Here is a 13553-nt window from a genome sequence, read left to right as displayed (position 1 = left end):
AGGGCAAACCGTGTGCTCGCTGCAGCCGGGAAACCAGAAACACAAGTCCCGGGGAAAACCCCGGTCCTGTTGTCTCAGGACCCAACAGTGTGCCAAACACTAAACCGCTTATCCCCCGTCCGCACCGTTCCAGGACACGCCCCCTCAAGAGGGAACAGCATCCGTACTGGGTGCCGGCAGGAAACCGGCGGCCGCTATTTGTTGATATTCCACCCGTGAGCACCCGCCGCAGAACAATCGTCTGCGCAACGGGCGTACTCCTGACAACACCACCACACCCGCATACACGGGGTGAGGTTGTTGTAGGTGCTCCTTAGAAAGGAGGTGATCCAGCCGCACCTTCCGGTACGGCTACCTTGTTACGACTTAGTCCCAATCGCCAGTCCCACCTTCGACAGCTCCCTCCCACAAGGGGTTAGGCCACCGGCTTCGGGTGTTACCAACTTTCGTGACTTGACGGGCGGTGTGTACAAGGCCCGGGAACGTATTCACCGCAGCGTTGCTGATCTGCGATTACTAGCGACTCCGACTTCATGGGGTCGAGTTGCAGACCCCAATCCGAACTGAGACCGGCTTTTTGGGATTAGCTCCACCTCACAGTATCGCAACCCTTTGTACCGGCCATTGTAGCATGCGTGAAGCCCAAGACATAAGGGGCATGATGATTTGACGTCGTCCCCACCTTCCTCCGAGTTGACCCCGGCAGTCTCCCATGAGTCCCCGCCATTACGCGCTGGCAACATGGAACGAGGGTTGCGCTCGTTGCGGGACTTAACCCAACATCTCACGACACGAGCTGACGACAACCATGCACCACCTGTGAACCGGCCCCAAAGGGGAAGGACTGTTTCCAGCCCGGTCCGGCCCATGTCAAGCCTTGGTAAGGTTCTTCGCGTTGCATCGAATTAATCCGCATGCTCCGCCGCTTGTGCGGGCCCCCGTCAATTCCTTTGAGTTTTAGCCTTGCGGCCGTACTCCCCAGGCGGGGCACTTAATGCGTTAGCTACGGCGCGGAAAACGTGGAATGTCCCCCACACCTAGTGCCCAACGTTTACGGCATGGACTACCAGGGTATCTAATCCTGTTCGCTCCCCATGCTTTCGCTCCTCAGCGTCAGTTAATGCCCAGAGACCTGCCTTCGCCATCGGTGTTCCTCCTGATATCTGCGCATTTCACCGCTACACCAGGAATTCCAGTCTCCCCTACATCACTCTAGTCTGCCCGTACCCACCGCAGATCCGGAGTTGAGCCCCGGACTTTCACGGCAGACGCGACAAACCGCCTACGAGCTCTTTACGCCCAATAATTCCGGATAACGCTTGCGCCCTACGTATTACCGCGGCTGCTGGCACGTAGTTAGCCGGCGCTTCTTCTGCAGGTACCGTCACTTTCGCTTCTTCCCTACTGAAAGAGGTTTACAACCCGAAGGCCGTCATCCCTCACGCGGCGTCGCTGCATCAGGCTTGCGCCCATTGTGCAATATTCCCCACTGCTGCCTCCCGTAGGAGTCTGGGCCGTGTCTCAGTCCCAGTGTGGCCGGTCACCCTCTCAGGCCGGCTACCCGTCGTCGCCTTGGTGAGCCATTACCTCACCAACAAGCTGATAGGCCGCGAGTCCATCCAAAACCACAATAAAGCTTTCCACCCCCCACCATGCGATGAGGAGTCATATCCGGTATTAGACCCAGTTTCCCAGGCTTATCCCAGAGTTAAGGGCAGGTTACTCACGTGTTACTCACCCGTTCGCCACTAATCCCCGGTGCAAGCACCGGATCATCGTTCGACTTGCATGTGTTAAGCACGCCGCCAGCGTTCATCCTGAGCCAGGATCAAACTCTCCGTTGAAGTAAAACAGACACACCATGCGCCCCCGGGAAAACGGGATGCACACAATGCACAAAATTTGAAACCAGCTAAAAACACCGGACCCATCCACGGGGTGGCGGATCCGGCACAATCAACCAATTCAATACAATAAATTGGTATCAACAAACTTGGCACACTATTGAGTTCTCAAACAACAGACACACCCGGCACCACCACAACCACAAAACCAGTCGAGGATCGCTCCGGAGCAACTTTTCAAACTTACCGGGCCGCTTCACCCTAGTCAAATCAGCGTTCCGACTCAGTCTTGCCATAGGCTTCTTGGTCTTCTTAGCGGATCAACTCCGGGGAGCAGCGCGGAAATAAACTCTACCACCACTTGGGCCAGCTGACAAAGCCGCTCCAGAGCACCCTCCTCTCCCCCTCAACCGGGGCTCCCCGGAGGGCAAGGAAAAGCCCGGAATCCCAAGGACTCCGGGCTCTTCCCCGACTCCAGCCCGGGCGCTCTCTTGCCGGGAGTGCCAGCCGCGCTCGTCCCGGGAAGCTCCTAGCCCAGCGCCCTGAAGTACGCGGCGCCCAGCGGCGGCAGCGTCACGGCGAGGGTGGCCGGCTGCCCGTCGATGCCGTCGGCGGATGCCGTCAGCGCGCCTTCGTTCAGGACCCCCGAACCGCCGTAGGAAGCGGCGTCGGTGTTCAAGACTTCCTCCCACTGGCCCGCGGCCGGGACACCCAAGCGGAAGTCCTGGTGCGGGGCACCGGAGAAGTTCATGGCGCAGACCAGCGGATTGCCGGCGGCGTCCCGGCGGATGAACGTCAGCACGTTCCGGTCGGCGTCGCCGCCGTTGATCCACTGGAAGCCGTCGGGATCGTTGTCCCGTTGGTACAGGGCCGGCGTCGAGCTGTAGAGCTCGTTGAGGTCCTTGGTCAGGAGCTGCACACCGCGGTGCGCGGGGATGTCCGCCAGCCACCAGTCGAGGCCGTGCTGTTCGGACCATTCCGCTTCCTGGCCAAACTCGGTGCCCATGAAGATCAGCTGCTTGCCGGGGTGCGCCCACTGGTAGGCCAGGAAGGCCCGCAGGTTGGCAAGCTGCTGCCAGCGGTCGCCGGGCATCTTGCGCAGCATCGAGCCCTTGCCGTGCACCACCTCGTCGTGGCTGATGGGGAGCAGGAAGTTCTCCGTGTAGGCGTAGACCATCGAGAAGGTGATGGTGCCGTGGTGCCATTTGCGGTTGTACGGGTCCTCAGCCATGTACTTGAGCGAGTCGTGCATCCAGCCCATGTTCCATTTGATCCCGAAGCCCAAGCCGCCCTGGCTGGTGGGGGCGGTGACGCCGGGGAACGCGGTGGACTCCTCGGCGATCATGACCGCGCCCGGGTGCGTTTTGTAGACCGTGGCGTTGACCTCCTGCAGGAAGGAGATCGCCTCAAGGTTTTCGCGGCCGCCGAAGCGGTTCGGCTGCCACTGGCCCTCCTCGCGGGAGTAGTCGAGGTACAGCATCGAGGCCACGGCGTCGACGCGGAGGCCGTCGATGTGGAATTCGTCCAGCCAGTAGAGCGCGTTGGCGACCAGGAAGTTGCGGACCTCGCTGCGGCCGAAGTCGAAGATCAGGGTGCCCCAGTCGGGGTGTTCACCCAGGTTCGGGTCCGAGTGCTCGTACAGCGGATCCCCGTCGAAGCGGGCAAGCGCCCACTCGTCCTTGGGGAAGTGGGCCGGGACCCAGTCCAGCAGCACGCCGATACCTGCCTGGTGCAGTTCGTCCACGAGGTGCCGGAACTCGTCCGGGTGCCCGAAACGCGAGGTCGGCGCGAAGTAGGACGTGACCTGGTAGCCCCAGGACCCGCCGAAGGGGTGCTCGGCGACCGGCATGAATTCAACGTGGGTAAAGCCAAGCCACTTCACGTATTCGACCAGGTCCTTGGCCAGCTGGCGGTAGTCCAGCCCCACCCGCCAGGATCCCAGGTGCACTTCGTAGACGCTCATCGGGGCGTTGTGCGGATCCCGGGCCGCGCGGGCCTTCATCCACTCGTCGTCCTTGAAGGCGTAGGAGGGCTCCACGACGCGGGACGCCGTCAGCGGCGGGATTTCCGTGCCGAAGGCCAGCGGATCGGCCTTTTCCACCCAGTGGCCGTGCTTGGTCTTGATTTCAAACTTGTAGCACGCCCCTGCCACGACGCCGGGAATGAACAGCTCCCAGATGCCTGAGGACCCGAGCGAGCGCATGGAAAATTCGCGGCCGTCCCAGCCGTTGAAGTCGCCCTTCACCCGCACGGCCTGGGCGTTCGGGGCCCACACCGCGAAGGACACGCCGTCGACGTCGCCGAGGGCGGACTTGTAGTGCCGCACGTGGGCGCCCAGTACATCCCAGAGGCGCTCGTGGCGGCCCTCACCGATCAGGTGCAGGTCGATTTCCCCCACGGTCGGAAGGTAGCGGTAGGGCTCGTCCGCCGTCTGCGGTTCCCGGCCCTCGTAGCTGACTTCGAGCCGGTAGTCCGGCACATGCCCCTCGTCGACGGGTTCCAGCACGGCTACCCACACGCCACCGGATTCATGCGACATCGGGAAGCTGCCGGCCGAGGTCACCACGGAGACGGCTTCCGCCAGGTGCTTCACGGTGCGGATGGTGACGTGGCCGTAGTCGTCGAGGTGGGCGCCGAGGACTGAGTGCGGCGCATGGTGCTCGCCGGCTGCGATCCTCGCAAGGGTCTCGGCGTCCACGGGGAGTGGTACGCCGGGTCGTTCGGTACGTGCTGGACCTGTCATTTTGATACCTTCCGCTGCGGCTTCGGCGGGAGCGCCGGAGCCTGTACTGCCGAGGAGACGACGGGATGCGTTCACCGGGATGGCGAGCCAGTCGGGCCTGTTCCGAAGTTCGTAGACCACTTCGTAAAGTGCTTTGTCGAGCCACAACGCCACGAACAAGGGCGAGTCGCGGTCGATGGTGCCGGGCGTGACTTCCGCGTAGCCGGCCAGGAAGGCCTCGGCGCAGTCATCCACCCAGTCGGCGGGGACAATGGCATCGTCGTACTCGCGGACCGCTGCGCCGGCGGCGTAGTCAAAGGACCGCAGCATGCCGACGACGTCGCGCAGCGGCACGTCCGGAAAATTGCGTTCGGAGATCGGCCGCAGCGGCTCACCCTCGAAGTCCAGGATCGCCCAGCGCGCCGGCATTCCCGCCGCGCCGGGGACCTGCAGGATCTGGCCAAGGTGCAGGTCGCCGTGGATCCGCTGCAAGGGGCCAGCGCTGCTGCCTTCGAGCCGCGCCAGCAGGGCTTCCAGTTGGTCGTCGAAGGGTCCGACGGCGGCGCCGGCTTCCGCCCAGGACTGCCTGACCCGCTGCGCGACGCCGGGCGCGATGTCCCCGCCAGGCACTCCCTCGGCGGCGGTACCCAGCGCCTCGGCCAGGCGGCGGTGCACCGTGGCCGTGGCGACGCCGAGGGCGCGGGCCTCAGCGGTGAAGTCGGTTCCGGTGCTGGCCGCATCGACGGCGAGACGCCAGGCGTCCAGGCCGCCGGCGAGGAATTCGTGGGCGACGGCGAGCTCGCCGCGGGCAGTGCGCCCTCCGCCGTCCGGGCCGGTGCCCTCCGTGGCGCCGACGAAGCCGTCGCCCGGGATTTCCCATTCGCCGGTGACCCAGCCCAGGGTGGCCGGAACCTCCGCTGTACGGCCAGCGGTCAGCGCCGCGCCGATCTCGACCTCGGGGTTCTGCCCCTCGGACAGCACTCGGAAGAACTTAAGGATCGCCGCAGAGTCGCCGTCGTCGACGATCACCGAACTGTTGGACTGCTCGCCGGAGAGCACCCGGACCTTGCCGGTGGCGAAGGGCAGCCGGTGGCCCGACTCCACAAGGTGGCCGGCGGCCGTGCCGTCAGGCGTGGCCGCGCGGGCCCGCATCAGGTCCAGCCAAGCTGCGACGAACGCCGGGTCGTGGACGCCGTCGTAGATCCAGCCGCGGTCCGGGCCCGCGCCGGCCCCGGGGATCTCTCCCAGCAGGGCGGCTCCGGCGCCGGCCAGCGGCAGCGCACGGAAACTGAGCGGAACCTGGACGACGTCGGTGCGGTTGCCGTCCGCCGTCGGATACGTCACGGCGAGCAGCAGAACTTCAAGCTCCGCGCCGTCCTCCGGCTGTCCGGCATCCGCGCCGCCGCTGAGGCGCACGCGGCCTGCCGGTTCGAAGCTGAAGTGCGCGCTTTTGACGGGGAACCAGCGCTGGCGCGGCAGCCAGCTGCGGAGCAGCGCGTCGAGCGCGGTGGACAGAGTGGGTCGGGTCATTTCAGCCTTCGATGGACAGGATAGGCATCGCCTGGGTGTGCGGCGAGGCCGGGTTGGACGCGGACGAGCGGATCCGCAGCCAGAAGAAATCGTGGCTGCCCAGGGTAAGGGTCAGCGTTCCGTCGTCGGAGATGGCGGGGAACGCCTGGCCGCCAAAGACGTCGCGGAGGCCTCGTCCGGCGTACTGCGGCACCTTCAGCGTGGTCGCCACCGGGTGCTGGGACAGGTTGAAGGCGCAGAGGATGGTTTCCGGGTCCTCGCCGGCGGCGTTGCCCGCCGGGAGCTCGCGCAGGTAGGACAGGACGACGTCGTGGTCCGCCTCGACGTGCTGGAACGAGCCGAGCCCGAAGGCGGGGTGGTTCTTGCGGACGCTCAGGATCTGCCGGGTCCAGCGCAACAACGAACCCGAGTGCGCCGCCTCCGCTTCCACATTGGCCATGCTGTAGTTATAGACCAGCGACTGGATCACCGGGAGGTAGAGCTTGCCCGGGTCCGCATGCGAGAACCCGGCGTTGCGGTCCGGGTTCCACTGCATCGGGGTGCGGACCGCGTCGCGGTCCTCGAGCCAGATGTTGTCGCCCATGCCGATCTCGTCGCCGTAGTACAGGAACGGGCTCCCCGGCAGCGAGAGCAGCAGGGCGTTGATGAGTTCGATTTCGGAGCGGGAGTTATCCAGCAGCGGGGCAAGCCGGCGGCGGATGCCGATGTTGGCTCGCATGCGCGGATCCGGTGCGTACCAGCCGAGCATTGCGGCGCGTTCGTCCGCGGTGACCATTTCCAGGGTCAGCTCGTCGTGGTTGCGCAGGAAGGTGCCCCACTGTGCGCCCTCGGGAATGTCCGGGGTGTCCTTCATGGTCTCGATGATCGGCGCGGCCTTCTGGTCCCGCAGCGCGTAGTAAAGCCGGGGCATGATCGGGAAGTGGAAGGCCATGTGGCATTCCGGTTCCTCTTCGGTGCCGAAGTACTCCACCACTTCGGCGGGCGGCTGGTTGGCTTCGGCGATGATCACGCGTCCCGGGTAGCTCTCGTCGACCATCCGGCGCAACTGGCGCAGGAACTCGTGGGTGGCCGGCAGGTTCTCGCAGTTGGTGCCTTCCTCCTCGAAGAGGTACGGGATGGCGTCGGCGCGGAAGCCGTCAATGCCCTGGTCCAGCCAGAACCGCACGACGTCGAAGAGGGCGTCGATCACCTTGGGGTTCTCGAAGTTCAGGTCCGGCTGGTGGCTGAAGAAGCGGTGCCAGAAGAACTGGCGGCGGATCGGGTCGAAGGTCCAGTTGGACTCCTCCGTGTCCACAAAGATGATGCGGGCGTCCTGGTATTTCTCGTCTGTGTCACTCCACACGTAGAAATCGCCGAACGGTCCGTCCGGGTCCTTGCGCGACTCCTGGAACCAGGGGTGCTGGTCCGAGGTGTGGTTCAGCGGCAGGTCGATGATGACCCGGACGCCGCGGGCGTGGGCCTCAGCGACAAGCCGCTTGAAGTCGCTGATGGTGCCGAATTCGTCCAGCACAGAGTTGTAGTCGGAGATGTCGTAGCCGCCGTCGCGCAGCGGGGACTGGAAGAAGGGCGGCAGCCAGAGGCAGTCGACGCCGAGCCACTGCAAATAGTCCAGTTTGTCGATCAGGCCGTGGAAGTCGCCGGATCCGTCGCCGTTCCCGTCCGCGAAACCCCGGACCAGGACCTCGTAGAAGACCGCCTTCCGGTACCAATGCGGATCGTGTTGGAGGCCGGGCGCGTTCAGTTCGAACGATCCCTTCGGGGTGAAGTGCTGGTTGGGGTTGCTCGGGCTGAAACTCACGGGCGCTGCCTCCGGATGCTCAGGATGTGGGCGGGTTCGACGTGTGCGTCAAGGCGTACGTAGTTGTACTCGCCCCATTCCCAGCTTTCGCCGGTCAGCAGGTCATCGACGACGAAGCGGCCGTTGTGCGTCAGGTCCTCCGGGTCTAGCTCCAGTGCCGCCAGGTCCAGCGTCACCGTGCTCTCCCGGATGCCATGCGGATCCACGTTGACCACGACGATCAACGTGTCCTTGCCGCCGTCCGGGAGGGTCTTGTGCTTTGAGTAGACCACGGTGGCGTTGTCCGTGCTCTGGTGCACCGTGAGGTTCTGCAGGTCGCCGAGGGCGGGGTGGGAGTGCCGGATCTCGTTGAGCCGGGTCAAGTACGGGGCCAGGGTGCGGCCGGATTCCGTGGCCGCGTCCCAGTCGCGGGCCTTGTACTCGAACTTCTCGTTATCGATGTATTCCTCGGCCCCGGGCCGGGCGACGTGCTCGTAAAGCTCGTAGCCGGCATAGACGCCCCAGATCGGGCTGGCCGTGGCGGCCAGGGCGGCACGGATCTTGAACGCCGGCGGTCCGCCGAACTGCAGGTACTCGGTGAGGATGTCCGGGGTGTTGACGAAGAAGTTCGGCCGGAAGTACGCCGGGGATTCGTGGCTGACCTCCTGGAAGTACTCCTCCAGCTCCTCCTTGGTGTTGCGCCAGGTGAAATAGGTGTAGGACTGCTGGAAGCCGGCGCGGCCCAGGGCGTGCATCATGGCCGGTCGGGTGAATGCCTCGGCGAGGAAGACGACGTCGGGGTGCTTCTTGTTGACCTTGGCGATCAGCCATTCCCAGAACCACACCGGTTTGGTATGCGGGTTGTCCACGCGGAAGATCTTCACGCCGTGGCTGACCCACAACAGAACGATCCGCAGGATCTCGTTGGACAAGCCGGCGGGGTCGTTGTCGAAGTTGAGCGGGAAGATGTCCTGGTACTTCTTCGGCGGGTTTTCGGCGTATGCTATGCTGCCGTCCACGCGGGTGGTGAACCACTCGGGGTGGCTCTGCACCCAGGGGTGGTCCGGGGCGGCCTGCAGCGCGAGGTCCAGGGCCACCTCCAGGCCCAGCTCGCCGGCGCGCGCTACAAATGCGTCAAAGTCCTCGAAGGTCCCAAGGTCCGGGTGGATGGCGTCGTGGCCGCCCTCCTTCGCCCCGATCGCCCACGGCGACCCCGGGTCATGCGGGCCGGCCAGCAGGGTGTTGTTCGGGCCCTTGCGGTGCTGGGTGCCGATCGGGTGGATCGGTGGCATGTAGATGATGTCGAAGCCCATCGCGGCCACGGCGTCTAAGCGCTGCGCGGCGGTGCGGAACGTTCCGGAGGTCCATTCGCCGGTTTCGGGGTTGCGGACAGCGCCCTCGGAGCGGGGGAAGAACTCGTACCACGCGCCGCGGCCGGCCAGTTCGCGCTCCACCAGCAGCGGATACGGCTCGGAAACGGTGACCAGTTCCCGGATCGGCTGGCGTGCAACGACGGCGGCCACCTCGGCGCTGAAGCCGGCGGCGAGGCGCTCTTCCGGGGTCTTGGAGACGTCGGACAGGCCCACGACGGCGATCCGCAGCGTGCGCCGGTCCGCGGAGGGGCGGGTGGCGTCCTCGGAGGCCTCGGTCAGCAGGGCGGCGCCCTCGGCCAGCATCAGGTCGACGTCGATGCCCGCCTCGACCTTGACCTCGGCGTTGTGGTGCCAGGTGCCGTAGCGGTCGTGCCAGGCCTCGATGACGAACGACCACTGGCCGGTTCCCGACGGCGTGAGCAGGCCTTCCCAGCGGTCGGTGCCCTTGCCCCGGTCCCCCCGCGGCGGCGCCAGCCGGACTCGCTGCCGCTCCTTCCCGCGCGGGTCAAGCAGCACGGCGCTGACGCCGAGCATGTCGTGGCCCTCCCGGAATGCGGTGGCTCCGACGACGATGCTCTCGCCCACGACGGCCTTGGCGGGGAACTTTCCGCCCTCGACCGCAGGCTGTACGGCAGTGATCGGAAACCTGCCGAATTTCAGCCCCTCCGTGATCAGGGCCTTCGGCTTTTGCTTGGACACGGCACTGGTTCGCGAGTTAGTCGTCACAGCCTCGACGTTATCTACAAATCGCTCAGAATGCTAAGGCTGCTCAGTTTTTCCCAGCGAATCCTGGAGGCAATCCGACATTTACCGGAAAGAAACCCAAAGCTGTTCCGGGGCCCTAAGTTGTCCGTTAGTGTTTCGCTGGTGAAGGCTATCCGCAGATTTACCGTCCGAACTGTTCTTCCTGAATCGATCCGGCCTTTGGCGCGGCTCGCCACCAACCTTCGCTGGTCGTGGCACTTGCCCACCAGGGAGCTCTTCGAGCAGCTGAACCCGGCGATCTGGGCCGAGAGCGCGCACGATCCGGTGACCTTCCTGGGCTTGGTCAGCCGGGAGGAACTGCAGCGCCTCGCCGCGGACCAGGAGGTGGTCCGCCGCGTCCATGCGGCCGCCGCGGACCTGGACCATTACCTGGAACAGCCCCGCTGGTACCAGAGCCTGGGCGAGGACGCGCCCCGCTGCATTGCGTACTTCTCCCCCGAGTTCGGAATCACCGAAGTCCTGCCGCAGTACTCCGGTGGCCTCGGCATCCTGGCCGGCGACCACCTGAAAGCGGCATCGGACCTCGGCGTCCCGCTGATCGGCGTCGGGCTGCTCTACCAGGCCGGCTACTTCAAGCAGTCGCTGTCCCGCGACGCCTGGCAGCAGGAGACCTACCCGGTCCTCGACCCGGACGGCCTGCCGCTGACCCTGCTCCGCGAGGCCTCCCCGGACGGCAACGGCCGGCCCATCCAGATTTCGCTCCCGCTCCCCCACGGACGCCGGCTGCTGGCACACGTGTGGCGGGCCGACGTCGGGCGCGTCCCGCTGCTGCTGCTGGATTCCAATGTGGCCGGCAACGACGACGCGGCGCGCGGCATCACCGACCGTCTCTACGGCGGCGGCGGCGACCACCGGCTCCAGCAGGAGCTCCTGCTGGGCATGGGCGGGGTCAAGGCGCTGCGGGCCTACCAGCGGCTGACGGGCGCCCCTGCGCCGGAGGTGTTCCACACAAACGAGGGCCACGCCGGCTTCCTTGGCATCGAGCGCATCCAGGAGCTGATGTCCGGGGACAACCCGCTGAGCTGGGACGAAGCCCTGACTGCGGGCCGCGCCTCCACCGTGTTCACCACCCACACCCCGGTTCCGGCCGGCATCGACCGCTTTGAGACCTCGCAGATCGAGCACTTCTTTACCGCCGGGCTGGCCCCGGACGTCCCCATCGCGAAGATCCTCGACCTGGGCCGGGAGGACTTCGCCGACGGCAACCCGTTTGTCTTCAACATGGCCGTGATGGGGCTGCGGCTGGCCCAGCGCGCCAATGGCGTCGCGAAGCTGCACGGCGTCGTCTCCCGCGGCATGTTCTCCGCGCTCTGGCCGGGCTTCGACCACTCGGAGGTCCCCATCACCTCGGTCACCAACGGCGTCCACGTGCCCACCTGGGTGGACCCCCGGGTCTCGCAGCTGGCGCGCGAGCAGTTCGGCTCCGACGCCGAGACCCAGGGCCGCTGGGACCTGGCCTACAACGTCAGCGACGAGGCGCTGTGGGCGCTGCGGCGCGAAATGCGGGTCTCCTTGGTCGAGGACGTCCGCCGCCGTCTCCGGGCCGCCTGGAAGAAGCGCGGGGCGGCCGACGCCGAGTTGTCCTGGACCGACTCGGTGCTGGACCCGGACATCCTGACCATCGGCTTCGCCCGCCGCGTGCCCACCTACAAGCGCCTGACGCTCATGCTGCGCGACCCGGAGCGGCTCAAGGCCCTGCTGCTGCACAAGACCCACCCGATCCAGCTGGTGATCGCGGGCAAGTCCCACCCGGCCGACGACGCCGGCAAGAAGATGATCCAGGACCTGGTCCGCTTCACCGACGACCCCGAGGTCAGGCACCGGATTGCCTTCCTGCCCAACTACGACATCGCCATGGCCCGGACCCTGTTCCCGGGCTGCGATGTCTGGCTCAACAACCCGCTCCGCCCGCTGGAGGCGTGCGGCACCTCGGGAATGAAGGCCGCCCTCAATGGCTCGCTCAACCTCTCCGTGCTGGACGGCTGGTGGGACGAGATGTACGACGGCGAGAACGGCTGGGCCATCCCGACGGCCAACAACGACGCGTCCCCCGAGGAGCGCGACGACATCGAGGCGGCGGCGCTGTACGAACTGCTGGAAACCCAGGTGGCGCCGAAGTTCTACGGCCTCACGGTCTCCGACGGCGCGGGCGCAGCGGGCCCCTCGCAGTCCGGGCCGCAGAAGGTCCCCACGCACTGGGTCTCGATGATCAAGCACACGATGGCGCACCTGGGCCCGGCCGTGTCCGCGGACCGGATGCTCCAGGACTATGTCAACGTCCTCTACCGGCCCGCCGCGATCTCCGGGCGGCATGCCTCGGCGGACAACTTTGCCGAGGCAAAGGCCCTCGCCGCCTGGTGCTCGCGGATCCGTGCCGCGTGGCCCCAGATCCAGGTGGAACACGTGGATTCGGTGGGGGTGTCCGAGGACCCACAGATCGGCGACGACCTGCAAGTGAATGCCTACGTGGCGCTCCATTCGCTGCCGCCGCAGGACGTGTCGGTCGAGGTGGCCTACGGCCGCGCCGAGGACAGCGACGAACTCGCGGACGTGACCGTGGCGGAGCTGAAGTCCGTCGAGGACCTCGGCAAGGGACGGTACCTGTTCAGCGGCACCCTCGTGATCGACCGTTCCGGTTCGTTCGGCTACACCGTCCGGGTGCTGCCGAAGCACGAGGGGCTCGCGTCCAAGGCGGAACTGGGCCTGATCGTCAACGCCTAGAGGCAGACCGCTATGACGGCGAGGTCCTTGCCGGCGTAACGTTCGGCGTCCTGGAGGATTTCGCAGACGATGCCGAAGGATCGGTCGCCGCGGAAGACGGCGGGAACCTGCCAGATGACGGTGACCGGCCGCTGGCCGTCCTCGGCCACGGCGTCGGCGAAGTCGTGCAACGAGTCGTTGAGGGCGTCGAGGTTCACGCCGTAGTGCTCGGGGAAGTCCAGGGCCTCGCCGAAGGTCTCCAGAACGGCTTTCTTGGAGTCCGCGGCGGGGATCACGAGGGCCCTGCGGCCGGCGTCGTGGACCTGCGCCCGCAATTCCTCGAGGGTCCAGGTATCGGCGGAAAAAATCTTCATGGTCCCCTACTTGCCTTCGGCGATGAATTTGAACGATTCGTAATGATCGGCGGTGTAGTATTTTTCGCCGGCTTCCCCGGCCACGATCCGGCGGGCGCCCCGGTCCGACTCCCCCGGGGTGCGCACAGTGAATTCCCGGTAATAACCGGAGGCTTTGCGCGGGAGGATCCGTTCGAAATTCCCGAACGGGACATTATCCCGGGAATACGGGTACGGGCCGCCCCTGGTGATCAGATCGAGGGTCTGCCGGGCCTCGGGCGGCAGCTCCGAAGCCTTGATCACCGGCAGCCCCGAGGGATTGGCGACGCCGGCCGTCGGGGTCCGGGACGCAGAGGTACTTTGGGAGGGTGCGGCCGGGCCGGCGTCCGTCGGAACGCTCCCGGTCTGCGGAAGGCCGCCCAGCACGAAGGCCAGCACCACCAGCCCCAGCAATACGGCGAGGAGGGCGGCGAGCCGCCGTACCCTCAC

At 66.0% G+C, this 13553-nt stretch carries 6 protein-coding genes and 1 rRNA gene; 1 reads left to right on the top strand and 6 read right to left on the bottom strand.

The annotated features are described in order from the left end of the window. Nucleotides 1–317 precede the first annotated feature (317 nt). The 4 genes from FFF93_RS02900 to FFF93_RS02885 form a co-directional block, all read right to left on the bottom strand. Nucleotides 318–1844: ribosomal RNA gene (locus FFF93_RS02900) — 16S ribosomal RNA — on the bottom strand. A 529-nt stretch (nt 1845–2373) separates the two neighbouring features. Then, nucleotides 2374–6096 (bottom strand): 1,4-alpha-glucan branching enzyme, encoded by a 3723-nt coding sequence (locus tag FFF93_RS02895; protein WP_138767406.1) that lies wholly within the window; start codon nt 6094–6096, stop codon nt 2374–2376. 1 nt (nt 6097) lies between these two features. Continuing rightward, nucleotides 6098–7894: a maltose alpha-D-glucosyltransferase gene (gene treS, locus FFF93_RS02890; RefSeq protein WP_138767407.1), complete on the bottom strand. Its 1797-nt coding sequence runs from the start codon at nt 7892–7894 to the stop codon at nt 6098–6100. Next, nucleotides 7891–9972: an alpha-1,4-glucan--maltose-1-phosphate maltosyltransferase gene (locus FFF93_RS02885; RefSeq protein ID WP_315851470.1), complete on the bottom strand. Its 2082-nt coding sequence runs from the start codon at nt 9970–9972 to the stop codon at nt 7891–7893. Before FFF93_RS02885 ends, treS begins: the two co-directional genes overlap by 4 nt. A 141-nt stretch (nt 9973–10113) precedes the next feature. Here FFF93_RS02885 and glgP point away from each other — a divergent pair, with 141 nt between their 5' ends. Beyond that, on the top strand, nt 10114–12732 hold the full coding sequence (glgP, locus tag FFF93_RS02880) for an alpha-glucan family phosphorylase (protein WP_186372216.1): 2619 nt from the start codon (nt 10114–10116) through the stop codon (nt 12730–12732). Here glgP and FFF93_RS02875 read toward each other — a convergent pair. Both FFF93_RS02875 and FFF93_RS02870 read right to left on the bottom strand, forming a co-directional pair. Further along, nucleotides 12729–13085: a barstar family protein gene (locus FFF93_RS02875; RefSeq protein WP_138767410.1), complete on the bottom strand. Its 357-nt coding sequence runs from the start codon at nt 13083–13085 to the stop codon at nt 12729–12731. The two genes, glgP and FFF93_RS02875, sit on opposite strands and share 4 nt — an antisense overlap. A gap of 6 nt (nt 13086–13091) precedes the next feature. Next, nucleotides 13092–13553 carry a ribonuclease domain-containing protein gene (locus tag FFF93_RS02870; RefSeq protein ID WP_138767411.1) on the bottom strand — a complete coding sequence of 154 codons (462 nt, stop codon included), beginning with the start codon at nt 13551–13553 and terminating at the stop codon, nt 13092–13094.

This window comes from Arthrobacter sp. KBS0702, assembly GCF_005937985.2.
Classification (GTDB): Bacteria; Actinomycetota; Actinomycetes; order Actinomycetales; family Micrococcaceae; genus Arthrobacter.
The sequence above is the reverse complement of the archived record's forward strand: the minus strand, read 5'-3'. Positions and strand labels throughout refer to the sequence as shown.